We start from the raw sequence: 24,324 nt of genomic DNA on the forward strand, positions 1-24,324 counted from the left end.
GAAGCCGAGTTCTGAGACTGGAACTGGACGACTGAATCGGATGATTTACAGACATAGATTTGTAACTATGAGCGCGCTTCCGTCGGAGCCACGAAACGTTTCGGAATGCAGACAACATAATACGTATGGTTGAACAGGTTCCATGGCACAGATCTCTCGGCAAATGTTCACTTTCTTTCGCGTCTGATTGGGCCTATACCCCCCTCTCCTCCGCTTTCCGCCCGCTGTACGATCTCTCCCTATTGTATTGTCAGACGGATTTTAATTCCGGCCAGTTTCATGATATCTGTCATTAGATCGATTCGATCGTCGGCGACTGAACAGCGCCAGCGCGAGTTTCGACCGCGTCCAACCATAACACTTGTACCGTCGGCATCGGAGATATCCGATATGACAGCCGACTCGAGCGGCGGGCGACGGACCAAGGTCGAGCGCGTGATCGACGAGTACGGGCTTGAGGAGTGGGGTGACCGGTTGGAGGCCGAGTGGACCGGGGATGGGACGGAACGAACGAGCCTTCGGGACCTTGCGACCGAGTTCAACCAGGCCGTGCTCCGCGCCGCCGTTCGCGATGCGGGGGCGTCCGTGATCGATACCGATATCGAATCCCTCTACCGAACGCTGACGGATGACGGCGACGTGTCGCGATCCGATGCGGTCCGGAAACGACGCGAACTCGAGCGCTCGGGCGTCGACATCGACGGCGTTCGGTCCGACTTCGTCACGCATCAGACAATATATACGTACCTCACGAACGTTCGCGAGGCGTCCCTGCCGGAAGAGAGCCCCGAGGACAGAGTCGACCGTAAGAAAGAGACGGTCCAGCGACTTGCCGGCCGAACACAGGTCGTCACCGAGTCGACGCTTACGGAGTTAAGCAACGCGGGCGAAATCACGGACCGCGACTACGAGGTGTTCGTCGATGTCCGGACGATCTGTGGCAACTGCGGGGCCGACTATCCGATTGCCGAACTGCTCGATCAGGGCGGCTGTGACTGCGACGTGGACGCCACGTGACGACCGTGAACGGACCCCGCCGTAACCAAATAGTTTTATAACCAGCGGGGAGAAGTAACCGTCGTGTCATCTCCAGAGTCAGTCACCTCTTCGATCACCGTCTTAGCGGAGAATATCGGCGGCATCGACAGTACCGAGGTAACGCTCGAGCCCGGCGTGAACGTTCTGACTGGCCGGAACGCGACGAACCGAACCTCGTTTCTACAGACGATCATGGCAGCGCTTGGCAGCCGCCGATCGTCACTGAAAGGCGATGCGGACGCCGGCCACGTCGAACTCGCGTTCGACGGCGAGCAGTATACCCGCTATCTCGAGCGCCGCAACGGCGAGATCGTCTTCGAGGGCGACCCGTACCTCGAGGATTCCGAACTCGCGGATCTCTTCGCGTTCCTGCTCGAGTCCAATGAGGCCCGGCGGGCCGTCAGACGCGGCGATGACCTCCGCGAACTCATTATGCAGCCGATCGACACCGACGAGATCGAGGCCGAAATCAGCACACTCGAGGCCGAGAAACGCGACCTCGACGATCGGCTCGACCACCTCTCGCAACTCGGGAACGACCTCCCCGAGCTCGAGGCCGAACGGACCTCGCTCGAAGACGAGATCGAGACGACGAGCGAGCGGATCGCCGACCTCAAGGACGACCTCGAGGAGTTCGATCTCGGCGTCGAGGCGAGTCGCGCCCGAAAAGAGGAAATCGAGTCGGCCTTCGCCGACCTGCAAAACGCACGAACGGAACTCGAGTCCATCGAGTACGACCTTGAGACCGAACGGGAGAGCCACGCCGAACTCGAGGCCGAACGCGACGACCTCGAGGCCGAACTCGACGGCCTCGACGACGACCTCGAGTCGCCCGATCGCCTCGAGGGCCGCGTCCAGGAGCTTCGCGCTCGAAAGCGCTCGCTGGATACGACGGTGAGCGAATTACAGAGCGTGATTCGGTTCAACGAGGAGCGCCTCGCTGACGACGGTTTCGATCTCGAACTCGGCGATTCGATCGACAGCGACAGTGACGGCGATACTGACACCGGCGGCGACATCACCGACCAGTTGCTCGCCGACTCGTCTGACGTCGTCTGCTGGACGTGCGGGTCACAGGTCGACCGCGAGCGGATCGAAACGACCCTCGACCAACTGCGGTCGCTCCGTCAGTCGAAGCTCACGGAGCGAAGCGATCTGCAGGATCAAATAGACGAGCTCTCTACCCGACAGAAGGACCTCCGCGAGCAACGCGAGCAACGCGAGGCGACCGAAACGCGACTCGAGGCGATCGACGACGAACTCGAGCGCCGGTCTCAGCGCATCGAGGAACTGGAAGCGGAACTCGAGGCCCAGCAGGCCCGCGTCGACGAACTCGAGGACGACGCCGGCACCGTCGAGAACGCGGCCTACGACGAGGTCATCGAGACCCACCGGGAGCTGAACCGTCTCGAACTCGAGCGCGACGACCTCGAAGCCGAACGCGACGACGTCGACGCCCGAATCGAGGAAATCGAAGCGAAACTCGACGAACGAGACGAGCTCGAGGATCGCCGTGAGACCGTCGAGGCAGAACTGACCGACCTCCGAACGCGCGTTGACCGGATCGAGGAAAACGCCGTCGACGCGTTCAACGATCACATGGAATCGATCCTCTCGATCCTCGAGTACCGAAATATCGACCGAATCTGGATCGAACGCCGCGAGAAGACAGTCCGGGAGGGGCGTCGGAAGGTGACCCGCCCCGCGTTCGACCTCCATATCGTCCGGACGACCGAGGACGGAGCGACCTACGAGGACACCGTCGACCACCTCTCGGAGAGCGAACGCGAAGTCACGGGTCTGGTCTTCGCACTCGCCGGCTATCTGGTTCACGACGTCTACGAAATCGTCCCGTTCATGCTGTTGGACTCCCTCGAGGCGATCGATTCGGATCGAATCGCCGAACTCGTCGATTACTTCGAGGAGTACGTCGACTGTCTCGTCGTCGCGTTGCTGCGGGAAGACGCCGAGGCGCTTTCCGACGACCACGCGTACGTTCGTGAGATCTAATCTCGATTCACAGTCGATGGCGTCCGCGAGCCGATACCCGTTTCGAAATGAGCGACGGAATAGTTGCCCTCGATCGCCGCTCTGAAAACCCATCAAACACCACTCACATTCGTATTACGATCAGATATAATTTTCCACCACCACACAACTATAAATAGGAATCTAATGATGGGGCAGCTATAGACAAACATTCATGCGTATATTTCCTCTTAATGTGTATTCTATAAAACTATATTAGTGAAACTATATCCTCGTCGTTCTAAGCAAATGAAACATAAGAATACAATAATAGTAAGAAGGCAGGTTCGAACGGATAGTTCCTGTACTCTTTGCTCGGTAATGTGTGAGAACGTAGTCGCCGGCTGAGTATCAGTGGCGCGACCACTGGCGCGGTGACTCGACCGATCGACATCGAACTGAAAGGCCATACCTTTGAGGCGACCGGCATCAAACACCGACGTGATGACTCGAGACGAGCGGTACAAACTGTTCGGCGTCTACGTCTCGGCTGACGTCTTCGACGCGCTCGCCGCTGTCCTCTACGCAGAGGCCGGCGTCGTCGACTACGACGGATACTTCGATCCGTCCGCGTCGACGGTTCCCGTGGGCGACCCGGGTGCCGACGCGACCGCCGAGCACGTTTCGACGATCGTCACTGAGTTTGCCGACTGGTACGATGCGGCGGATTTCGACGCCGCTCGAGATGTCGCTCCCGACGCCTTCGTCCTTGCCCATCTCGCCGCCGATCCGCAAACGATCGCGGACGCCCGTGAGCTGTTTCAGGCGGCCGCAACGATCCAGGACGCGGACCTCCGGACGGTGCAGACAGGAATTCTGTCGGCCTACCTCTCTGAATCGGCCGCTCGCGAAGTGCAGTGAGTCTCCCGTTTCGGTCACGTAGCCGGTCGGACGAATCGGAAATGGCGGGGCAACCGTCATTGCAGTGATTCGCAGGCGATGCCATCGTCGTCAGCGTCGAGACGATGCGGATCGATCGGGTCCCGCTTGAGAACCGTTTGCGCCTGCTCGTGGGTATCGAAGTGTTCACAGTCGTACTCGCCGTCCGCTGGCAGTGGCGGGCGTGAACCGCTCCGGTCAGCGCTGTTTCGCTGGTCCAAACCGACCGCTCGCGCCCCTGTGAACCCCCAGAGCCCGGTGGCGTTCGCTCGAGCGTTCCGTTCCGCGGCTTCGAACGCGTCTCGTTTTGAGATGGGGCTCTCGTATAGCCGCGCGTAGCCTTTACTGAGTAGCCGCTCGTTGAAATTCTCGCCGTCGTGTGTGACGTAGACGAGGAGTCGACCGAACGTCCCCCGGCGATCGGCCTGCGGGTCGACCGCGATTTGAACGGTCTCGCCGTGAAGTGTCTCGGTCGCGTAAGCCGTCGCGTTCCGACCCCAGTCGTAGAGGTGCTCTCGCCCCACGGCCGTGTTCGGAATCCCCTCGAATTCATCTGGCGATACCCTGCTCAGCGTCGTCTCCGGCGTATCGACGCCCAGGAGGCGAAGCGTCTCGATCGTTCCGTTCGGGAATCGGACCTCGAGCGTATCTCCGTCGATCACTCGAGTAACGGTCACGTTCCACGTCTGCCCGTTGCGTTCGTCGTCCGACCGGAGCGCCGAATCGCCAGTGATTCCACTGTCGTCTCCTACTGATCCACACCCTGCGAGGAGGACGAGCGCGATCACGAGCGCTGTGACGAGACGGTTCGACGGCGGCATTGGCTCGTCGTTCGGTGAGACGTCGGAATAAACTATTCGCTAGTCGGGTAGGTACCTTCGCGATAGCATTCGTGTAGGCTGGAAGAGTCCGCCGAAAGCCAATGAAATGGGGACTACTTCTATCGATGCCGACTCGAGAAGTGATGGGTTGGGGCGGATTTGAACCTCGCCGAGACTCGCTATGTTCGTCTCGTCTGCTTCAAATCCTTGGTAACCATTTCGCGATGCTGACCGCTCGCTTCGCTCGAGTGTTACGTCGCGAAAATGGGTTGGGGCGGATTTGAACCGCCGGCTTCCTCCGTGTGAAGGAGGTATCATAACCGGACTAGATCACCAACCCGCACGAGGCGATAGCCGTGCGTTCGACTTAAGGCTTCCTTTCAGCGATCGTCACTGACCTCGCCCGATCGGTGTGCCCGTTCGGCCGCGTACAGTTTCGACGGCCGCACGGACCGACGGTTCGGCCCGGCGCTCGAGCGCGGTCACGACCTCGTGGACGCGGTCAGCCGGACTCACCGCCGACTCGAGGGCGGCGTTGTGGCCGAATCACGAGCGACAAGGCCGTTAGTACTCGGGAGCGTCCTCCGGTTCCCCGTCTCGAGCGTTGACGACGCGTGCAAGCGTGAACAGGCCGTCCGAGAGTCGGTTGAGGTACTGGACCGCGTCCTCGTTGATTTCCTCCTCGCGGGCGAGCGCGACGGCGCGTCGCTCGGCGCGTCGACAGACCGTTCGGGCGTGGTGCAGCGCCGCCCCGCGGTCGCTGCCGGTCGGCAGGATAAAGGAGGTCAGCGGCTCGAGTTCCTCGTCGTACTCGTCGATCCAGTCCTCGACGGTCTCGACGTGGTCGTCCTCGATCGCGGGGTCGCCCTCGTCGGGATCGGGGTTCGCGAAGTCGGCCTGGACGACGTGGAGGTGATTCTGGATATCAGCGAGCCGGTTATCGATGTCGTCGTAGTCGGTCGGCCGAACAGTGCCGATGAGGGCATTGAGTTCGTCGACGGTGCCGTAGGCCTCGATGCGGGTGCTGGCCTTCGAGACCCGGGTCATATCTCGGAGGTCCGTCTCTCCCTCGTCGCCGCGACCGGTATAGATTGACATGGCCGACCCGACGGACGGCGTTTACTTAACTTCCGCGTCGCTCGAGACGCGAGGGGGCCGTCGCCGACGGTGAGCGGACCCCGTCTCGCGGCCACCGCAATCAGTACGTTAAACTCGCTTCGCTCGCTACCGTCGCGTATGGCTATGGAACTCGACCACGAGTGTCCCAACTGTGGTGGCGAACAGACGTTCTACCGCGCTGCCAGCACGACGCTTCACCTCGGCGAGAAGATCAAGTGGCACTGCCCCGACTGCGACTACGGTTTCGTTCAGATCCGCGACAACGGGACCGTCCTCGACTCGAGCGCCGCCTAACCCACATTTTCGAGACCTGATGCTCGTGAGCGGGCGTGATCGGGCGATAACCGACGCTCGCTCGCGAGAGTCGTGTTCACTACAGCGAGAGATTGATCGTCTTCGTCTGCCGGTAGTGATCCAGCGTGTCGGCGCTCAGTTCCCGACCGATCCCGGACTGTTTGTAGCCGCCGAACGGGAGCCCCGGCGCGAGGTCGTGGTAGCTGTTGATCCAGATATACCCCGCCTCGATATCCCTCGCGGCTCGGTTGGCCTGCGTGATATCGTCGGTGATGACGCCGCCGGCGAGTCCGTAGTCGACGTCGTTCGCCAGTTCCATCATCGCTTCGTACTCGTCCCAACGGAACACCTCGAGTACAGGGCCGAAGATCTCGTCTTGGACGGCGTCGTGGTCGTGATCGAGCCCGTCGATGAGTGTCGGTTCGACGTAACAGCCCTCCGAAAGGACGTCGTCGTCGGGGCGATCGCCACCGGCGAGGAACCGGCCGCCGGCGTCTTGGGCCGCCTCGAGATACTCGAGCGTGCGATCAACCTGCTCCGCGGAGACCTTCGGCCCGAGGTCCGTCTCCTCGCGGAGCGGGTCCCCGATTTCCATCGCGTCGATCGCGTCGACGAGCCCGTTGAGGACGTCGTCGGCGACGTCCTCGTGGACGAACAGCCGCGAGCCGGCTTCGCAGCACTCGCCGGTGTTATAGAAGATCGCGGCCGTGATGAGTTGGACGGCGTTCGGTACGTCGACGTCGGGGAAGACGACGACGGGGCTCTTGCCGCCGAGTTCGAGCGTCACGTCGGTGACGGTCTCGGCCGCGTTTTTCATGACCTGTTTACCGACGGCGGTCGAGCCGGTGAACGCGACCTTCCGAATGTCGGGATGTCGGGTAAGCGGATCGCCGGCTTCCTCGCCGAACCCGGTAACAACGTTGACGACGCCGTCGGGGACGATCTCATCAATCAGTTCGGCGAGCCGAAGCGCCGACAGCGGCGTCTGTTCGGCGGGTTTCAACACCGTGCAGTTGCCGGCGGCGAGCGCGGGTGCGAGCTTCCACGACGCCATTAACAGCGGAAAGTTCCACAGGATGACCTGTCCGACGACGCCGTAGGGCTCCGAAATGACCTGCCCGTACCTCGAGCCCTCTGCCATCGTCTCGCCGCCGTTCTCGCGGACGATCCCCGCGAAATAGCGGAACTGTGCTGCGGCGGAGTGGACGTCGACCGTCGCCTCCGTGATCGGTTTGCCGTTATCGAGCGTCTCGAGCCGAGCGAGTTCGTCGGCGTTGGTCTTGATCACGTCGGCGATCTCGGTCAGTACGCGCTGGCGATCGCCGGCCGAGTATCCCGACCACTCCGTTTCGAACGCCTCCCACGCGGCGTCTACCGCGCGATTCACGTCCGCTTTACGACCGCGGGCGACGGACGCGAGCGCTCGGTTCGTCGTCGGATCGGTCGTCGCGAACGTTTCGCCGCCCGCTGCATCCGTGAACTCGCCGCCGATATACAGCGACGTCCGTTCCGGGACGACCGCATCGGCCGTCTCGCGGTGGCGCTGCAGTACGTCGTTCTGGCGATCGTCGGCTGCATCTGGCTGGCTGGCCATAAGCGATACTACTGGTCAATCACGTGGAAAGTCTTTGCCTATCGGCGATCTGGGCGTACCTAAATGCGGTTACCACGTAAGCTGTAACGCCCGTAACGTTGGACCGAAGCCGTGTTCGTCGAAACCAAAATCAGTTACTCCGTAGGCGGTCGTCCCCACGGCCGCACTCGACGATGGATTCGTCGGTTCCGTGTGCTCTCGGTTCACGCTGGTCGGCGAGACGGGACTGCGAGCAGTGAACGCGCCCTCGAGCGACGGCGCTGGGTGATCAGGAATCGTCCTCGAGCGCCTGCCACGACAGCCGCGGGGTTCGCGCGGCGCTCGTCTGGTCGATCCGGCGCGCGGTGGTTCGCTCGGGGGCGGCCGCTATGGTCTCTGCATCCTCGCTCGCGACGGCGTCGAACGCGGCGGCGAGCCGGTCTAAGGTGGCCTTGCTCTCGACTTCGGTCGGCTCGGTCATCAGGGCCTCGGGGACGATCTCGGGCCACTTGGTCGTCGGCGGGTGAACGCCGTGGTCGAGCATCCGCTTTGCCACGTCGGCGGCGTCTCGATCGCCGGCGCTGGCGACGAACTCGTGGTGGAACGGGCCGTAGGGCACGTCGTACTCGATCTGCTCGGCGAGGTAGTTCGCGTTCAAGACCGCCGAGGCGCTGGCGTCCGCGAGCCCCTCGTCGCCCAGTCGGGCGATGTAGGCGAAGGCCTTGACGAGCACCAGCCAGTTGCCGTCGAAGCCGTGGACTTTGCCGATGGTGTGGTCGGGCTCGAAGCGCTCGTAGAGCGATTCGCCCGCCTTCGACCGCTCGTCGCGCTCGCGGACGCGCGGCGCGGGCAAGAAGGGTGCCAGCTCCTCGACGACGCCGACCGGCCCGGCCCCCGGTCCGCCGCCGCCGTGGGGCGTCGCGAACGTCTTGTGGACGTTGTAGTGCATCACGTCGAAGCCCATGTCGCCCGGCCGTGCACGGCCGAGTAGCGCGTTCAGGTTCGCCCCGTCGTAGTAGAGCAACCCGCCCGCGTCGTGGACCATCTCGGCGATCTCCGTGATGTCGCGCTCGAACAGCCCCAGCGTGTTCGGGTTGGTTAGCATGAGTGCCGCGGTGTTCTCGGAGAGGGCGGCCTCGAGTGCCTCGAGGTCGACCCGGCCCTCGTCGTTGCTTGGCAGCGAGACCACGTCATAGCCGCCGAGCGCGGCGCTGGCGAAGTTCGTCCCGTGGGCGCTCTCGGGGACGATGACCTCGTCGCGGTGACCCTCGCCGTTGTGCTCGTGGTAGGCCGCGGCGACGCGGATGCCGACGAATTCGCCGGCCGCGCCGGCGGGCGGTTGGAGCGTCACCGCGTCCATCCCGCCGATTCGCGCGAGGTAGTCCTGCAGCCGATACAAGAGCTCGAGCGTCCCCTGTACCGACTCCTCGGACCGGTCGGGGTGGACGGCCGCCGACGGCAGCGCCGCCACGTCCTCGGTGAACTTGGGGTTGTACTTCATCGTACAGGAGCCCAGCGGATAGGGGCCGCTATCGATTCCGTAGATCATCTGCGAGAGCCGCGTGTAGTGGCGTGCGAGTTCCGGCTCGGAGAGGGCGGGCAACTCGAGTGAGTCTCGCGTCAGGTCGTCGGGCAGCGGCGGCTCACCATTGCCGTCGTCTGCGCCGCCGTCGCCGTCGGCACCGTCGTCTCCATCGTTGCCGCCTCCCCCGTCGCTGCCGCCGATCTCGACCCGCGTCAGGTCCTTCTCCGAGAGCAGCGGTTCGTACTCGCCGTTTTCGACGTACCGGGCCTGATCGTACCGCGATGACGGCGTATCGCCGTCCGCGGCGCGATCGTCGGTCATCGGGCCACCTCCTCGAGGGCGGCGACGAACCGATCGAGGCGGTCGTCGGGGACGCCGGCGACGCAGACCTGGATCTCGTGGTCGCCGACGACGTGGACCGCGAAGCCGCGTTTCTCGAGGTCGTCGGCGACGGGGCGGGCGGGCTGGTCGATATGAACGACGAACTCGCGGAAGTGGTGTCGGTCGTGGACCGGCGCGTTCACGCCGACGAGGTCATCGACCCGCTGGGCGAGGTCCGCTGCGCGCGTGACGCCGCGTTCCGCGAGGTCGACCATCCCGCTCGGGCCGAGGGCGGCGGCGTGTATCGTGGTCCGGAGCGCGACCCAGGCCTGATTCGTACAGATATTGCTCGTTGCGCGCTCTCGTCGAATGTGCTGTTCGCGCGTCTGGAGAGTGAGGGTGAACGCGCGCCGGTCGGTCGCGTCCTCGCTGGCCCCGACTAACCGGCCGGGAACCTGCCGGAGGTAGTCCTCGCGCGTCGCGAAGAGGCCGAGGCCCATCCCGTAGCTCGTCGGAAGCCCGAGGACGCTTGCGTCTCCGACGACGACGTCGGCACCGACGTCGACGGGTCGCTCGAGCAGAGACAGCGCAATCGGGTCCGAGCCGAGCACGAACAGCGCGTCGTTGTCGTCGGCGAGGTTGCCGACCGCCGTCAGGCTCTCTTCGATCGTCCCGCGAACGGTTGGGTTCTCTGCGTAACACATGACGACGTCCTCGTCGACGCACTCCTCGAGCCCCGCCAGATCGACGTTGCCGTCGTCGACCGGGTACGACTCGACGGTGAGATCGGTGCCGGCGACGTAGTTCTCGAGCGTGCTCCGGCGCTCCTCGCGCAGCAGTTCGGGGACGAGCACGCGATGGCCCGTCGTGTCGCGGACACGATCGGCCAGCGTGGCGGCCTCGCCGAGCGCCGTCGCGGCGTCGTACATCGAGCAGTTCGCGACCTCGAGGCCGGTCAGTTCGGCCAACAGCGACTGGTACTCGAACAGCGCCTGCAGGAACCCTTGCGAAATTTCGGGTTGGTACTGCGTATAGGACGTGAGAAACTCCGATCGGTCGGCGAGGTGGTCGACCACCGACGGCACGTAGTAGCCGTAGTGGCCCCGGCCGAGCAGTTCGGTCACGTCGTCGTTGCGCCCGAGTATCGAGCGGACCAGTCGGCGCGTCTCCCGCTCTGTTCGGGCGTCGATATCGAAGCGGCCGTCGAACCGAACGTCGGCCGGAATGTCGAAGAGTGCTTCGACGCTGTCCGCACCGACCGCCTCGAGCATCGCCGTGCGGTCCTCCTCCGTGTGGGGAGCGTACGGACTCCCCGAGGTGTGTGATCCGTGCATGACTAGACGTGGTCCCGGCCGATCGATCCGTGTGGTCCCCACCGCCGACCGCGGCGTTCGGTCCGAGACACGATACACACTTCTAACGGGCACGGGATTATGAACGCACCCGTTTCGGACCTCCGTCGGCGGCCCCGCCGCCGCGTCCGATTATTCGTCAGAGCCCGCGCCGGTATCGTCGACGTCGGCCGCCGACTCCGTGTCGCCGTTCGCATCGGTCGTCGACTCCGCGTCGGCGTCCGTCTCGCCCGCCGGCTCCGATTCGTCGGGCGCGTCCGACGGCACGGAGTCAGTCACAGTCCCTTCGGAGTCGGTCTCGGCCGGCAGATCACCGCTGCGCTCTCGAGCGAAGCAGTCGAGGGTGAGCTTCGCGCCGCCGAGGACGACCGGGCCGATGAACAGCCCAACGGCCCCGAAGACGACGAGCCCGCCGAAGATGCCGACGACGACGATTGCGGAGTTGAACGCGCTCGTCCGGCCGATCATGGCGGGGCGGAGATACGAGTCCGAGAAGCTAACGACCAGCCCGTAGACGGTGACCGCCGCGGCGGCGGTGGGCCGACTGATTGCAACGAGATAGACCGCCACGGGAATCCAGACGCCGAACGCACCGACCAGCGGGAGCAGCGTGAGGACGAACGTCGCCACGGTGAGGAAGATCACGGCGGGGACGCCAGCGATCGCCAACCCGACGCCGAGCAACACCGCCTGCACGGCCGCAACGGCGACGTTCCCCATCACCGAGGCCCACATGAGCTGATCCAAGCCGACGCGGAGCTCCTCGATGACGTCGTCCTCGATCGGCAACACCCACTGGAACCACGCGACGAGCTGATCGCCGTCCCGCAACAGCGCAAAGAGGACGAACAACGTGACGGTCAGACCGATGAAAATTCCCGGGAGGCCGCCCACGATGTCGATCGCACCACTCGAGAGTCCCTGTAGGCCTGTCGCGATTCGGTCCTGATTCGACGCGTACAGATCGGCGAGATCGACGGCATAGCCGTTCGTCGCCAGCACCTGTTCGATCGTCTCGACGTCGAGTTCGCCCTGTCTGATGGCGCGGACGACGCGAAGCGACTGCCGAAACGCGATCATGGCGACGTAGACGAGCGGGAGCAAGACCACGAGTATCGTTCCGATGACGATGCCGATCGCAGCGACCGTCGGTCTGACGAACGCCTCGAGGCGTCGCTGGACGGGCATGAGAATGTAGGCGAGAACGACGCCGAAGAGGACATACTGGAGATACGGCAGGACGACAAAAAGCGCGAGGACGCCGCTCAACAGCGCGAGCGTGGTCAATCCGGGTTGCTCGACGAGCCAATCCGGTGGCCCAGAGCGGTCTGCCATGTCCCGTACTGAGAACGCCCTATAAATTAGTCCACTGATATGACCGCGCTATAAGACCGCCAAAAACCGCTACTCGACGTATCGATACGTCCGCTCGACCATACCAGCGGACCTTTTTCCTCGCTCGCGCCGACGCGCTCGCTCGCAAAAATCTCCACCAAAAAACCGCTACTCGACGTATCGATACTTCCGCTCGCCCATTCGGCCCCAGCCGTCGAAAACGAACTCCTCGCTCGGCGTCGTAAATTCCTCGACGTCGACATCCATCTCGTGATTGTGGGCGTCGTGGATCTCCTCGTAGTCCGCCCACGCCATCTCGTATCGCTCGGCGAGCTGTTCGTCGACGTTCAGAGCCTCGATCTCGTCCTCCCAGCCCTCTTGAACCGTCTCGGCGTGGATCTCCGCCTGCGCGCCGCTGCCATAGGAGCCGATGAGCAGGTTCTCGCCGGTCAGATCACGATCGTTCTCGAGGGCGTGTTTGAGCGCGCTCGCGCGGGCCACGTGGACGGAGCCGGTGTACCAGTTGCCGACCTCGCGAGAGACCGTCAGCGTCGGGTCGATCGTCGCGTCGTACCACTCGGCGTAGCGATCGGTGTCCTTGAGCGCGTCCATGTACTCTCGGAGGGCCTCCCGGTAGGCCTCGTCATCGTCGAACGCCTCGGAACGGGGCTGGCGGCCGATTTCGTCGGCGAGGTCGTCTTCGATCTGCGTGTCACGGATGACGTGGCGGTAGGCTAGCAAGGCGGCCTTCCGGACCATCCCGGGGAACGGCGTGTGAAACGGCGCGTAGACGAAGTCGTCCTCGTGGACCTCGCCCGCGACGCTCTCGAAGTCCTCGAGCGCTTCGCGCATTCGCGCGAGATAGACCTGCACGGAGCGCTTGCCGTCGACGGAGGGGAACTGCTGGTTGGGTTTGAGGAAGTCCGTCTCGTCGGCCGAACCGTAGCCCTGCTCGGCGGAGAGTTCGACCAGGCTCGGATCCTCGCTGATGAGCATCGCGACGGCACCGGCACCCTGGGTCGCCTCGCCGTCGTCACCGCGCGCGTAGAGCGCGGTGTCGGTCGCGATGACCAGCGCCGAGCGGCCGCGGTTGCGGCCCGCGCGGATCCAGTTGTACGCATCGTCAAGACTCTGCGTCCCGGCGATGCAGGCGAACTTCCGCTCGCCCTTGTTGGCATGGTGGAAGTCGCCGTCGTAGACCTGCTCGAGACAACCAGCGACGTACGTCGAAACCGGTTTCGAGTTGTCGAACGCGCTCTCGGTCGCGACGTCGATCCGGCCGATATCGTCAGGCTCGAGACCTTTGCGCTCCATCAGTCGGTGGGCGGCGTTTGCCCCCATCGTGACGATGTCCTCGTAGCTGTCGGGGAACGAACTGGCGTTGAGACCGAGTCCCTTCGTGTACTTTTCCGGGTCTTCGCCCTTCTCCGGGGCGAACGTTCCCGGAAGATCGAGTTTGAGATGTCCGGTCCAGATCTCGACGGCGTCGATGCCGACTGCAGTCATACCTGCCCAATACGGGTGATAGTACAAGGTATTGTCGTTCGATGTTTCGACGATCGTCTAGTAGCGGACTCACGGTGGTATTCCCCGATACCGCCGATTCTCGACCGGTTACCCGGTTCGAGTGACCGTCTCGGAGCGATCGTTCCCGTTACTGTCAGAGACGGTGAGTCTGATGTCGTAGTCGTTGCCAGCACCGTGTTTGTCCTCGAGGGAGATTCCCGTTTCAGTGACGGAGGATGCGCCACTATACGTCGATTGCCACGAATCGACGACGGTGCCGGACGAATCGATCAATTCGAGGCGCCCCCGAGTAATGCCGGCGTCACCGGCCGTCGCCTTCCAGTCCACGGTGAACCTCGCGTGCGTGCCCTGATTCTGACTCGTCACATCGAACCGATCGATCGACGGCGGGAGTTCGTCGTGTTCAACCCGCACAGTGATCGTATCGCTGTTGCCGCCGCTCGAGACGAAGAGATCGACGAGCCCCGACCCGTCGGCCTGAAAGTCCACTGACTGATTTCGCTCGTCGAAGGTGGAAACCGTCACCTCTGCGGAGTCGTTTGGCCGGTACGCGAAGTCGAGATCGGCCGACTCGGCAGACGAATTGGTGTTGAATGTGGCTGTTTCCCCCGAGTAGACCGCGTAGTCACAGGGATCACTATCGGCACATTGACGGACGGTATCGTGACTCGAGGCCCAGTAGACGTCGTACGCACCGCCCCCGGTCTCGCTGGTCGTGATATCGAACTCGTCGCTCGACTCACTGGAATCGCCGATACCGACCCGCGCCAGCTGCAGGTCGTAGGGCTCGCCCTGGTCCGCGAATTCGATCCGAAGCGTTCCGTCCGCGTACCCGACGACTCGAGTGTTTTCCTCGCCGGTATCGAACGCGGTTCCGATCGTCTCGTTCCACGCGCTGGGTGCTTGCGTCGGTATCGCGAGCGTGATGTTCCCGCTGCCTTCGGTGCCGGTGATCGGAACGGGATCGCTCGGACCGCTCAGGATAGTGGGATCGAGCGAGACGGCCTCCTGTCCGGATGTCGAGAGGCTGCCGTTTAACAGGATCAGCCTGATCGTTCCGTCGTTGATGAGCCCCTGATCGGTCAGCGAGACGGTCGCGTTCGCAAACTCGTTGTACGCGAAGCCGTGTTCGATTCGGGTCGTCGGTGCGCTCCGATACTCGTTGTAGTCGGGCCGATAGACGAGCGAGGTCGTCGTGTAATTTTCCCGAACGAGGCTCGACGGGTCGCCGTCGTACGCGGCGCGGTCGCCCGAGAAGGTCGCGTTCTCGAGGGTCACGTTCGCCGTGCCCGTCGTCTCGAGCGACCCCGTCGGGTCGGGCGGGTTCGTCAGGAACGTCCGAGTGGGGTACTGGGTGCCGAGCGTGACGGACACCGATGCGGAGCCACCGTTGATGCCTACGTTTCGAATCGCGTTTCGTACCTCCTGTAGCTCGTTGTGGACCTGCCGGTTATGTTCGCTCTCGATCGCTTGGTTTTCCGCCGGAACGGCGTTGACCTGATACAGCGCGAGTGCGGCGAAGACGATCGCAAGCAGGAGCACCGCCCCGATCTGGACGGTCACCGCTCGGTCGTCTCGCCACCGTGACATACGCGAGGATAGTCGCCGTCGCTTAAACGTTTGATGGCTCTCGAGGTGCGGACTTCCGGAATAGAGCCACAACGGTCGTTACTCGTCCTCTTCGACGACTTCTGGATCGCTCATCGCGCTCTGGAGGCTGTCGAGGCCGTTGATCCACTCGGTGACCAGTCCGTACTCTAAGTCCTCGGCGACGGTCATGTCGAGTTCTTCCTCGTCGATGATGAGCGTCCCGGCCTGGGCCGCATATCCCAGCGCGGCATCTAAGTCTTCTTCGGCCTCGGCATCGGCGGCAGCACCGAGATAGTCGGCGATGCTGCCGTCCGCGGCCGCTCCGTTGGCGATGTACTCCTCGGCGGCAAAGAAGACGCAGACCAGACTGGTCTGGACGCCGTCGACGAGGATCAGCTTCTCCTCGTCCTCGATGTCGACCTCGCCGAGTACGATCTCGCGGACGTCATTGATCTTCTCGAGCGCCGCTTCTTGATCGAGTTCCCCGTCGTCGTAGGCGGCGACGATCTTCGCGATCGCGATCGCCGTGTCGTCCTGTAGATTAAGCAGTAGCCGCGCCGACGACTCGTCCTCCGGATCGATGTCTTCGTCTTTGATGCGATCGATCCAGTTCTGCCAGCGTTCCTCCGAGTAGAACTCGGTCGGGGGATTGCTCATACAGACACCTACACCGGCCGCTTGAAATGCCTTTCTCTACATGAGCCGGTTTCGATGACCGTTCTATTCCCCATACAGTAGCGAATCAGGCGCTCAGACGCCGATTGAGGGGTGCGTCGCACACGGGTTCTCGGAGCCGCCTCGAGTACCGATCGGCGAGGCGCGCGCAATTCGCGCCCTCGCCGGTCGGGTTGCCTGCCGTTACTGCTCCGACTCGAGCGTCGCCTCGGTGTCGATCCCGTAGACGTCCGCCGGCGTCTCGATATGCGCCAGTTCGACTGCTTCCTCGTGACCGTTCTCGAGCAGCCAGCGAACGCGTCGCGGAACCGTCTTTGGGCCAAGCACCGCCCCCGGTCGGTCGGGGTCGTCGATGTAGTCGGTCTCCATCAGGAACGGCTCGCCGCGTTCGGCCGCCGTCTCGAGGCGGTCCTTGTCGCTCATCACGCTCGGGGTCGGCCCCTCAAGGCGGCCGCTCGCGTAGTGTTTAACGACGCGGTGGGCCGGCATGCCGGCGTCCTCGGCCCAGTCGGCGACCGCGGTCATGTCCTCACTAGCCTCGGCGTGCAACTGGACGGCACACTCGAGGTCGGCCCCGTGCTCGAACGCCCGGCGCATGACCGCGTTCGAGGCCGCCCAGACGTCGTCGTCGACCTCGTAGTGAGGGCGGCCGGATTTCAGCGCCAGCGCCTCGCCCGCGCTGACGTACTCGGCCGCCACGTCGATTCCGGCCTGCATGAGGTCGCGGGCCTCCTCGGGCGAAAAATCCCGGTCGTCGACCAGTCGCGAGATCAGCCCCGGGTGGACGCCGAGGACGGGCCAGGCCTGCCCCTCGAGTTCGCTCGAGGCCTCCTCGACGATTTCGATCGTGCGTTCGAAAACTGTATGGAAGTCGTCGCCGGTCTCGGCCTTGACGCCGAGGTGCCAGGAGGGTTTGTTCACCACGAGCAAGTGGGTGCCGCCGACGCGGGCGAAGTCCCTGACGGCGTCGATGCCGCGGTGGTGGTCCGGATCGAGGTGGAGATGATCGTCCAGTACCGGCCGATCGTCGATCATACCGGTACTGAGTGGGCCGCGCTCGAAAAGTCACTGATTTCGGCGCGAAGGAGAACCAGCGTCGGAGACTATCCGTTACGAGCAGACCGGTCGATTGGCCGAGCGAGTCCCACTCGACAGCGGACAGCCCGAGAGCCGAATTTTGCCACCCCGGTCTCTGGGCCGCTTCGGACCGTCTCGAACTGAACTCTCGAGCGCTCTTCCGTCTCGGCGTTTCACACGGGCCGGTCCGTTCCGTCGTCTGAACAGGATACAGCCGCCGTGACGAGGTTCGAGACGGTGAGATTTCCGCGATCTCAGGACGCCTCTGGAGAGAACAGATCCTCCGAGATGACTCCGATCTTCGTAAGCATCGGGAGCATGCCGACTTCCTGCCACGTCTCGACGAGTTGTCCGTCCTCGAAGCGGTCTATTTCGATACCCGTGACGGTCACCTCCTCGTTCGTGGGTTCGATCCCCTCCATCTCTCCGACGTGCGTGCCCGTTTGTTTCCAGCGGACTACTACGTGATCGCCTGCCGGAACGATCTGTTCGATCTCGAGCGATCCGTCGATGATTTCGGCCCCCATTTCGGCCATCTGGCGGTAGCCATCGCGGCCAGTGGGTTGCTCAGCCGCTTCCGGCATCGAGGGATCATGGAGAACGTACTCTTCGGCGATGAGTTCGTCGATGACGTCGTAGTCGTGGTTTTGCCAGATCTCCTCGAATATCCGCCGAGCGATCGTCTCAGTGTCTTCTTGTGTGCTCATACTATTCACGTACCCGGTGACGGGCGTTCCGGAGTACGGCTAGCAATTGCTTATAACTAATAGTATGCCACCCAACTCCGCTCACTTTCCGTTTGGGATACCTGTAAGCCGACCGAAGTAGACCGGCAAGGGGCGCTGAAGAGATGGGTGGTGGCGATCTTCTCAGCATCCGCTCGACGATCAGATCGGTAAGTCCGCCGGAGCCAGCCAGTTCCACCCGACGGGCCGATACCCACCTCCCGGTCAGCGGATGCTTTCCTGGGCTCTTCGAAGAGAGGGGTACCCGCCGAGGAACGTAAAGTCGCCAGCGGCTAACCGAATCTTGCCCTTCGTTTCGTTCGGTTTGAGTGGCTCGAGCGTCGGGGGTGTCGGTACGCCCGTTCGTCATAGAGGGGCGTCTCGGACCGACGACCCTCTCGAGGTTCGCAGTCCGTCGAATGACGGGGCTTTCGCCGGCGGTATCACCGACGAACGCGCACAGAGATGGACGACGACCGAGTGCGGCTCAAGGGACCCTCTTGTCATATGTGGCAGTGGGAGGTTTCCATCGCAGAGCGACGCGATATTTGGTCGTGGCTATTACGGCCGGTTAGAACGATTGTATCTCGAGAGAATGGCTGCCAGAACGGTTTTGGAATCCGAGGCGAGTATAGTGGTAATGGAAGATACCGTCCGAATCCTCCTCGTCGATGATCCTGATTTTGCCGATCTAGCTGCGACTTCCCTCGAACGCGAAGACGATAGATTTGCCGTCGAAACGACGACCGATGCCGGTGGAGCGATCGACCGACTCACCGAGTCCGCCGTCGATTGTATCGTCTCGGACTACGATCTGCCCGGCCGGAACGGAATCGAGTTTCTCGAAGCCGTCCGTAGTGACCGCCCTGACCTCCCATTTATCCTGTTTACGGGCAAGGGAAGCGAAAAGATCGCTAGCGATGCCATTTCGGCCGGCATCACAGACTACCTTCAAAAGGAGTCGAGCGCCGACCAGTATACGGCGCTCGCGAGCCGGATCGATGACGCAGTAGAACAGCATCACGCGAGGCGAGCCGTTCGAACCGCCGAACAGAAACTGTCTCAACTCTCAGAACACACGGACGATGTCTTCTTCATGTTCGACGCCGACTGGACCGAACTCCTGTTCGTCAATTCCGCGTACGAAGAGGTCTGGGGAGGGTCAATCACTGCGCTTCGAGAGAACCCCCAGTCCTTCTTGGAACGGATTCATCACCGAGACCGGGAGCAAGTGCGCCGATCGATGGACCGAGTTTCGAACGGTAACGCGGACGAGATCGAATACCGCATACTTCGCCCCGATGGAGAACGACGGTGGATTCGCGCCGAGACTAGACCGGTCTTCGATGACGCCGATACCGTTTCCCGTATCGTCGGATTTGCCCGGGACATCACCGACCGGAAACGGCGCGAACGCGAACTGAAGCGGGCACGCGAGGAGTACGAGGAGTTGATCAACGGGATGAACGATACGGCCTGGGTAATCGATACCGATAGTACGTTTCTCGCAGTCAACGACGCTGCCGTAGAGACAATGGGCTATTCGCGAGAGGAACTGCTCTCGATGACTCCGCACGCGATTGACGGGGATCTCGACGACGACAAAATCACGGAACTCGTCCAAGAGATGCCGGAAGACGAGATACAAGTTTTCGAGACGGTCCACGAGACGAAGGAGGGTGAACGGATCCCTGTCGAAATCAGCTCTAGTTTGGTGTCCTATCAGGGCGAGACAGCAATCTTGAGCATCGGACGAGATATATCGAATCGCAAGGAACGCGAGGAACGGCTGGAGCAGTTCGCTTCGATCGTCAGTCACGATTTGCGGAACCCGTTAACCGTTGCCCAAGGTCGATTGGAACTCGCCCGCGAAGAGTGTGAGAGTGACCATCTCGACGAAATCTCCTGGGCACACGATCGGATGAGCGTCTTGATCAATAATTTGCTGGCGCTGGCGTCCGAAGGCGAGGGGAAACGGAACGTGGAAGTAGTCGACCTCGGAGACGTCGTCCAGAACAGTTGGAACCACGTCGCGACCGGTGAGGCGACCCTCGCTGACGACCTCGACCAAACGATCCACGCTGATCGAAGCCGCCTCCAGCAACTGTTAGAAAACCTCATGCGAAACGCAGTCGAACACGGCGGTACGGATGTGACGGTCGCCGTTGGCGGACTCGACGATGGTTTCTACATCGAAGACGACGGGTCCGGTATTTCCGAATCCGACCGTGAAAACATGTTCAAATCCGGCTACTCGACTGCCAAGGGAGGGACGGGGCTCGGACTTTCAATCGTCAAACAGGTAGTCGATGCCCACGGGTGGGACATCAGCGTGACGGCAAGTAGCGATGGTGGCACGAGATTCGAGATCACCGACGTTGCACACGGATAGCGAGTCGGCCTCCGACCCGAATCGAGGTTCGAAGCTATGTCCGGACGTATCGAGGGTGCCCGGTATCCGCGTCCCGCCGCGGGGAGGGAAGAGGCTGCCGAGTCGGCGTAAGCGAAGCAGGCGAAACGACGCTCGCGAAGCGATCGATGGCCTCCGGAGCGTCGCAAGTCCGTCTCGGGCGCTCTGTTCGGAACAGGGCCCGTTACCGTCTTCTCTGTACGACTGTCCCTGTCTCCTAGAAAGATTTTTATTCCAATCTGTAAGGACAAAATTTGGTCGCAATGAGATCAAACGGATACGCGTTCGATCGGCGCAGCTTCCTCAAGAAAGCGACGGCCGCCGGTGCGGTCGGCACCGGACTCGTTGCGGGCGCTGGTACGGCCTCGGCGAGCCAGTGTCATTACATTACCGTGGAGGGGAAACAGGATGGAACCAGCTACTCGATCGAACTCGAGTCGTGGGACGACCCCTCGCTCGGTTACAACGCCGAATCGTCCGGCGACAGCGCGAGCGGCAGCACGGTCTCGGGGAACGTCAACGCGGATAAACGCGACTCGTTTAGCTACGACGGCTCGACGTTCCAGTCGGTCCAGGTCGACGGCGAGGCGGTGATCAAGGCGACGAGCGACTGTGGGAATCAAGTGTCCGCCGTCCCGCCGACCGTCCAACTCGATATCAGCGGGAACGGTAGCTACACCGTCGGGTACTGGAACAGCCTCTCCGGGTCGAACCTCGAGAGCGGCGACGTCGAGACGTGTTATCCGACGTATTCGATGACCGGCGATCCACAGCTCACGTGCGAGTTCGATACGGAAGGTGTCGTCACCGGAGAGGTGACGTACAGCGACGGTACTACGCGCGAGTACAAGTTCGGGACGGGTGAGGTGAGCGGTCACCAGTATACGGACACGTACGAAGCGGCATACGAGGAAGGCGGTCCCGCGTACCTGCACCTAGACGGTGACGTGCACGTCGACGTAACCGAGATCTGAGTTCGCAGGCCGAACTCGATCGGTCTTGTTTTTTCACCCGTAAGCGCCCGATCGTGTTCCGATGTGAGGTCAGAGCAGCGCCAGAAGCACGGACGAGATGCCCTCGATGATCGTCTCCCAGACCGAGAAGCCGGTCAGGAGTTGCAGGATCGTATCGAGTCCGAAAAACAGGAAGAGACCCGCGCCAGCGAAGTGGGCTCGTCTGGCGTCGAACCGGTGGGAGAAGTAGTGAAAGAAGAGGGCGTTCGCGATGCTCACGGGAATGATCGCGAGCATCTCGCCGGCCCAGATGGCGGGGCGCGCCCCGTACTGGACGGCGAGCCCGATAGTAACGAGTTGGGTCTTATCGCCGAACTCTCCGGCCGTCATCAGAAAAAAGATCGGCACGAACCCGCGGAGATACGTTGGAATCTCGTACCCGCGGATCGAGACGTCGATCGACTCGGTCGCCGGCACGCCGCCGTTAGTCGCGACGGCCCGTTCGTTTCGCTCGGGAGCCGACCGGACGAGCAGCACCGCGAAGATCAGAAACAACGCGGCCGTAATCGCGTCGAGGTAGACCGGCGCGAGCACGCCCTTGATCGCCGCGCCAAAGAGGATCTCGAGGGCCGTCCACCCGGCGAAGGCGCTTCCCGCGGCAGCGACTACGATCCAGGGATTGTAGCGGGTCGCCAGCCCCGCGATGATGAACTGCACCTTCTCGCCGGGCAACACCGAGAGTTGGAGGACAAACGCGATAATCAGGAGTTCGAGCCAGCCGGTCATATTTCGTCAATCCCGGCGAGCGCGCGTCGGTCGACGACACTACTCATGCCATGTTTTAGATGCGTCTAACTTATAATATTTGCGGGGCGAAACGGTGTGCGGTTGACGATTGCTGACCGTGACCCGACATGCGCTATTCGTTCGTCCGCTGTGTCAAACACGGCACCGTATTCGGAACGGGACTCTCGATCTCGCTCTCGAACGGCGTGTGCACCGTCAGGTGCGAGCGCTTTCGAGACGGATACCGCACTTCTCAGCGGTCGAGGCTGTCCAGTCACCCATACTGGATCGCTCACACCGTCCGCCGATACCTGCATTCCGGACAGTACAGCGTCCGATCGCGAACCAACAACAGGCTCTCCCCGCATGAACAGGGACCGCCGATCGACACGTCGTCCGCGGTTCTGACCGCTTCGCGCAGCGTGTTCTCGAGCCGTCGGACGCGCTCTCTCGTCGTCTCGAGTTCGCTCTCGAGAGCAGCGAGCCGTCGCTGGATACGCAGGCATTGTTTCGTTCTGATCGACCGCCCTCCAGCGGGCATACCGGGACACACCGGTGGTTCGGGGATAAACGTGAGGAGGGTGACTTGCAAGGGACTGACGATCGGCGAGCCGTACCGTCGATAGATCAGCCGCTCGCGCCCAAGTTGCCGTCGGTATCTGGGCGTGTACTCAGTCGATCTGATTCTGTTCCGTGTCGGTGGTATTAAACTCGTGCCAGATGCCGACGAGAACGCCCACGAAGAGCAAGACGAGGACGGCAAGACCGACGTTTTCTATCCAACCGGCCGTTCCGGAGACGATGAAGCCGCCGAACCACGCGATGATCAGGCTTCCGAGGCCTGCAACGGCGATCAGCAGTATCATGAGGCGGTCAGTGAACTCTCCCATAGTCGAGCGGAGGTTTCTGAATACGATAAGCGGCCAGCCTGAATTGGCTTGATTCGAGTCCCCGGACGTGTCGTCCGCGATCAGCCGCTTGCCGTTCTCTTCTTGCGCAGTAGCCCGCTGTTGACCCCTCTCCGGCCGCATTCGGTCGACTCGAGGGTTCGCGAACATATAAAAATATATACACTGTCGACACTCTCAAATATCTGGCGCTCACTATTGTCGGAGTATGAGCGGGACACGATCCGCCGACGGTGCAGCAGTGCTGGTCGAACGTGCGGCCGGACTCACTGCCGTGATCGGTTCGTTTATCATGATCTCGACGCCGATCTTCACGATCACGGATTTCATGGGAATTCAGAACGTGATCGTCGGTGCCGTGACTGCGTTTGTCGCCGCGTTCCACGCATATCGGACCAGCGAGACGTCTCCGAGTATCGTCCTCGCGGTGATCCTCCTGTTGCTCGGGGTCTGGATCGCGGCGGCACCATACGTCCTCGGTATTGACCGTGCGCTGGTGGTCGGGATCAACAGCCTCGGTGGCGCTATCATCGCGATCCTATCGCTTGCCAGCGCTTACGGTAGCGTCCGCACGTCCGGTAATGCAACGCCCTTGAGCGCGTAACGCTTCTCGCCGTTTTTTGCGATCCCGTTTTCCGGGCTCGTCGGTGGCGCTGCAACCGACGGAGCGCCGCCGATCTCGATTCGAACGCCGCTCGTTTTTCAAACCGTTCGACCGATGTCTCGTCTCGGCTGCCGTGCTCTTCGGATGGCTTTTCCCGCTTCCGGCCGTTCAAACGGCCATGAGCGACGACGATGTCCGCGTTGCTGCACTCTGTGGGAGCCTCCGCGACGGTAGCCATACCCGGGTCGCACTCGAGCGCGCGCTCTCGGCCGCCGAACGGGCCGGGGCGACCACGGAACTGCTCGACCTCCGGGAGTACGAACTGCCGATCTTCGACGCGGACCGCGACCGCGAGGACGCGGGCGACGCCGACGAGTTGGCGGCCCGCGTTCGCGCGGCCGATACGATCCTCCTCGGCTCGCCGATGTACCACGGCTCGTACGCCTCACCGCTGAAGACCGCGTTAGACTACTGCGGGTTCGACGAGTTCGAGGACAAGACCGTCGGTCTGCTCGCGGTCTCGGGCGGGGCGTTCCCCGTGACGGCCCTCGAGCACATGCGGTCGGTCTGTCGAGCGCTGAACGCGTGGGTGCTCCCTCACGAGGCCGCGATTCCAAACGCCAGCGCCGCCCTCGAGGACGGCGAGTTCGTGGATCCGAAACTCGAGAAACGAGTCGCGACACTGGGTCGGCGGGCGGTGCAGTACGCCGCCATCGAACCGGATCCGGACTCCTTCGAGAGCGATCAGAACGTCGGGGCACAGGGACGATAACCGGCGGCTGAT

At 62.5% G+C, this 24,324-nt stretch carries 22 protein-coding genes and 1 tRNA gene; 8 read left to right on the forward strand and 15 right to left on the reverse strand.

The window, feature by feature from the left end; genetic code table 11:
• The first annotated feature begins 390 nt into the window (after positions 1-390).
• From rdfA to ACJ70B_RS17150, 3 genes are all read left to right on the forward strand, one after another.
• Positions 391-1,017, forward strand: a complete 627-nt coding sequence (gene rdfA, locus ACJ70B_RS17140) for a rod-determining factor RdfA (protein ID WP_408958203.1) — start codon at positions 391-393, stop codon at positions 1,015-1,017.
• Positions 1,018-1,080: 63 nt separating this feature from the next.
• Positions 1,081-3,048: an archaea-specific SMC-related protein gene (locus tag ACJ70B_RS17145; RefSeq protein WP_408958204.1), complete on the forward strand. Its 1,968-nt coding sequence runs from the start codon at positions 1,081-1,083 to the stop codon at positions 3,046-3,048.
• A gap of 462 nt (positions 3,049-3,510) precedes the next feature.
• Complete coding sequence (locus ACJ70B_RS17150) at positions 3,511-3,927, forward strand: hypothetical protein (protein ID WP_408958205.1); 417 nt, start codon at positions 3,511-3,513, stop codon at positions 3,925-3,927.
• 56 nt (positions 3,928-3,983) lie between these two features.
• Here the strand turns inward: ACJ70B_RS17150 and ACJ70B_RS17155 are convergent, their stop codons facing one another.
• The 3 genes from ACJ70B_RS17155 to ACJ70B_RS17165 all read right to left on the reverse strand — a co-directional run bounded on the left by ACJ70B_RS17155 (position 3,984) and on the right by ACJ70B_RS17165 (position 5,864).
• Positions 3,984-4,766, reverse strand: coding sequence for a thermonuclease family protein (locus tag ACJ70B_RS17155; RefSeq protein WP_408958206.1), 783 nt, complete (start codon positions 4,764-4,766; stop codon positions 3,984-3,986).
• Positions 4,767-5,031: 265 nt separating this feature from the next.
• Positions 5,032-5,106: transfer RNA gene (locus ACJ70B_RS17160), tRNA-Val, on the reverse strand.
• 224 nt (positions 5,107-5,330) lie between these two features.
• The gene (locus ACJ70B_RS17165) at positions 5,331-5,864 is read right to left on the reverse strand and encodes a cob(I)yrinic acid a,c-diamide adenosyltransferase (protein ID WP_408958207.1); all 534 of its coding nucleotides are present in this window, start codon (positions 5,862-5,864) and stop codon (positions 5,331-5,333) included.
• A 138-nt stretch (positions 5,865-6,002) separates the two neighbouring features.
• Between ACJ70B_RS17165 and ACJ70B_RS17170 the strand changes: the two genes are divergently transcribed.
• Positions 6,003-6,179, forward strand: a complete 177-nt coding sequence (locus ACJ70B_RS17170; RefSeq protein WP_408958208.1) for a hypothetical protein — start codon at positions 6,003-6,005, stop codon at positions 6,177-6,179.
• A 79-nt stretch (positions 6,180-6,258) separates the two neighbouring features.
• Here ACJ70B_RS17170 and ACJ70B_RS17175 read toward each other — a convergent pair whose 3' ends face one another.
• The 9 genes from ACJ70B_RS17175 to ACJ70B_RS17215 all read right to left on the reverse strand — a co-directional run bounded on the left by ACJ70B_RS17175 (position 6,259) and on the right by ACJ70B_RS17215 (position 17,861).
• Positions 6,259-7,773, reverse strand: coding sequence for an aldehyde dehydrogenase family protein (locus tag ACJ70B_RS17175; protein WP_408958209.1), 1,515 nt, complete (start codon positions 7,771-7,773; stop codon positions 6,259-6,261).
• Between the two features lie 268 nt (positions 7,774-8,041).
• Complete coding sequence (gcvPB, locus tag ACJ70B_RS17180) at positions 8,042-9,598, reverse strand: aminomethyl-transferring glycine dehydrogenase subunit GcvPB (protein ID WP_408958210.1); 1,557 nt, start codon at positions 9,596-9,598, stop codon at positions 8,042-8,044.
• On the reverse strand, positions 9,595-10,932 hold the full coding sequence (gcvPA, locus tag ACJ70B_RS17185; protein ID WP_408958211.1) for an aminomethyl-transferring glycine dehydrogenase subunit GcvPA: 1,338 nt from the start codon (positions 10,930-10,932) through the stop codon (positions 9,595-9,597). The genes gcvPB and gcvPA overlap by 4 nt, the downstream gene beginning before the upstream one ends.
• A 150-nt stretch (positions 10,933-11,082) precedes the next feature.
• A complete protein-coding gene (locus tag ACJ70B_RS17190; protein WP_408958212.1) occupies positions 11,083-12,285 on the reverse strand; it encodes an AI-2E family transporter in 1,203 nt (400 codons plus the stop codon).
• A gap of 168 nt (positions 12,286-12,453) precedes the next feature.
• Positions 12,454-13,791, reverse strand: coding sequence for a hydroxymethylglutaryl-CoA synthase (gene hmgB, locus ACJ70B_RS17195; RefSeq protein WP_408958213.1), 1,338 nt, complete (start codon positions 13,789-13,791; stop codon positions 12,454-12,456).
• Between the two features lie 108 nt (positions 13,792-13,899).
• Positions 13,900-15,402 (reverse strand): hypothetical protein, encoded by a 1,503-nt coding sequence (locus tag ACJ70B_RS17200; RefSeq protein ID WP_408958214.1) that lies wholly within the window; start codon positions 15,400-15,402, stop codon positions 13,900-13,902.
• Positions 15,403-15,480: 78 nt separating this feature from the next.
• On the reverse strand, positions 15,481-16,059 hold the full coding sequence (locus ACJ70B_RS17205) for a DUF2150 family protein (protein ID WP_408958215.1): 579 nt from the start codon (positions 16,057-16,059) through the stop codon (positions 15,481-15,483).
• A 201-nt stretch (positions 16,060-16,260) separates the two neighbouring features.
• Positions 16,261-17,112, reverse strand: a complete 852-nt coding sequence (locus ACJ70B_RS17210) for a TatD family hydrolase (protein ID WP_408958216.1) — start codon at positions 17,110-17,112, stop codon at positions 16,261-16,263.
• A 296-nt stretch (positions 17,113-17,408) separates the two neighbouring features.
• Positions 17,409-17,861 carry an ester cyclase gene (locus ACJ70B_RS17215; protein ID WP_408958217.1) on the reverse strand — a complete coding sequence of 151 codons (453 nt, stop codon included), beginning with the start codon at positions 17,859-17,861 and terminating at the stop codon, positions 17,409-17,411.
• Positions 17,862-18,204: 343 nt separating this feature from the next.
• Between ACJ70B_RS17215 and ACJ70B_RS17220 the strand changes: the two genes are divergently transcribed.
• Entirely contained in the window at positions 18,205-20,271 is a 2,067-nt protein-coding gene (locus tag ACJ70B_RS17220) for a PAS domain S-box protein (RefSeq protein ID WP_408958218.1), read from the forward strand.
• Positions 20,272-20,552: 281 nt separating this feature from the next.
• Complete coding sequence (locus ACJ70B_RS17225) at positions 20,553-21,263, forward strand: twin-arginine translocation signal domain-containing protein (RefSeq protein ID WP_408958219.1); 711 nt, start codon at positions 20,553-20,555, stop codon at positions 21,261-21,263.
• Between the two features lie 69 nt (positions 21,264-21,332).
• On the opposite strand, the gene ACJ70B_RS17230 is transcribed toward ACJ70B_RS17225, so the two are convergent.
• From ACJ70B_RS17230 to ACJ70B_RS17240, 3 genes are all read right to left on the reverse strand, one after another.
• The gene (locus tag ACJ70B_RS17230) at positions 21,333-22,028 is read right to left on the reverse strand and encodes a TMEM165/GDT1 family protein (RefSeq protein WP_408958220.1); all 696 of its coding nucleotides are present in this window, start codon (positions 22,026-22,028) and stop codon (positions 21,333-21,335) included.
• Between the two features lie 292 nt (positions 22,029-22,320).
• On the reverse strand, positions 22,321-22,569 hold the full coding sequence (locus ACJ70B_RS17235) for a hypothetical protein (RefSeq protein WP_408958221.1): 249 nt from the start codon (positions 22,567-22,569) through the stop codon (positions 22,321-22,323).
• A 130-nt stretch (positions 22,570-22,699) separates the two neighbouring features.
• Positions 22,700-22,918, reverse strand: a complete 219-nt coding sequence (locus ACJ70B_RS17240; protein WP_408958222.1) for a hypothetical protein — start codon at positions 22,916-22,918, stop codon at positions 22,700-22,702.
• A gap of 226 nt (positions 22,919-23,144) precedes the next feature.
• Between ACJ70B_RS17240 and ACJ70B_RS17245 the strand changes: the two genes are divergently transcribed.
• Positions 23,145-23,540 (forward strand): hypothetical protein, encoded by a 396-nt coding sequence (locus ACJ70B_RS17245; protein ID WP_408958223.1) that lies wholly within the window; start codon positions 23,145-23,147, stop codon positions 23,538-23,540.
• Between the two features lie 178 nt (positions 23,541-23,718).
• Positions 23,719-24,312, forward strand: a complete 594-nt coding sequence (locus ACJ70B_RS17250) for an NADPH-dependent FMN reductase (protein ID WP_408958224.1) — start codon at positions 23,719-23,721, stop codon at positions 24,310-24,312.
• Positions 24,313-24,324 lie beyond the last annotated feature (12 nt).

Origin of the sequence: Natrinema sp. 74 (genome assembly GCF_046097095.1) — an archaeon.
In the GTDB taxonomy this organism is placed as follows: domain Archaea; phylum Halobacteriota; class Halobacteria; order Halobacteriales; family Natrialbaceae; genus Natrinema.